General features: G+C 44.9%; 2 protein-coding genes. Both read right to left on the minus strand.

The genetic code is table 11. From position 1 onward, the window contains the following. Positions 1-424, minus strand: a 424-nt coding sequence (locus tag E1958_RS19575) for a JAB domain-containing protein (RefSeq protein WP_133513365.1), incomplete at its 3' end; no start/stop codon positions are given. 136 nt (positions 425-560) lie between these two features. Next, on the minus strand, positions 561-994 hold a 434-nt coding region (locus tag E1958_RS19580), incomplete at its 5' end, for a hypothetical protein (protein WP_208108630.1).

Genomic DNA, 994 nt, shown 5'->3' on the forward strand with positions numbered 1-994 from the left:
GTTTCTTGAAGATCCCCGAATCGACAAAACTATGATAGGTTTCTTCGCTGATGATGAGATGGTCGATGACTTCGACCTTGAGGAATTTGCCCGCTTGAATAAAATGATCGGTGAGATCCTGATCTTCGTAGGAAGGCTTCACCTTCCCGCCAGGATGGTTATGGACCATAATCACCCGAACGGCGAGCTTGTAAATCGCCATGCGGAAGGCTTCTCTGGGGTTGATGGCCGCCATGTTGGCAGAACCCAGCGCGACCAACTCGATATAGAGTATCTTGTTCGCCTGATTCAAACCCACCATCCAAAAATGTTCCTGACCTTGACCGATTTTATTCTCTCTACGGAGAATCTGGCGCATGATCGGATAAATGTCTTCCGCACTGTTTACGGTGACTTTCTGTTGCTTGCTTAATTTGACTTCCATTGTGGGACCTTTTACAGGCGGCCTAACGTAAGGCTCAACCGACTGCCCAAAGCGGAGCGAGCAAAGCTCGCTCCGCTTTGGGCAGTCGGCTGTAGCCTTTTATTAGCTACCTCTTGTGATTTGACAGCATTCTTGTCTATTGCAGCAAATGGCTTTTACACTGCGCATAACTTTCAGCAACATACTGCCAACGCTCTCTTAGTTGCACCTGAAGAAGCATAAAATCTGTAGCCATAATCGGTCTTTCAGTTGCCTTTTTGAGCATATCCGTGTAATGCGAGGAATATCCATGGGCGAGATCATCTGATTGAATTCGGAAATAATCTATGCATTCTTGGAAAAAGCTCAACGCCCATTCTGGGTGTTTTTGATTTTCTTTTTCAATTTTTGTCCATGCATCTATCGTTACTCGTAGAGCTTCAAGCTCAATCTTTCTCTCCTTAATTTCTTTATCAAGACGATCAATGTCGGCCCCAATTTCTGACATCCATTGCAAATCGTTTGCAGCTTTCAAATAGTCTTTGTGTATCACTTCCATAGACTCATAAATTGGCCCGATGTGGTCAGATA

Source organism: Candidatus Thiosymbion oneisti, assembly GCF_004359955.1.
GTDB lineage: Bacteria > Pseudomonadota > Gammaproteobacteria > Chromatiales > Chromatiaceae > Thiosymbion > Thiosymbion oneisti.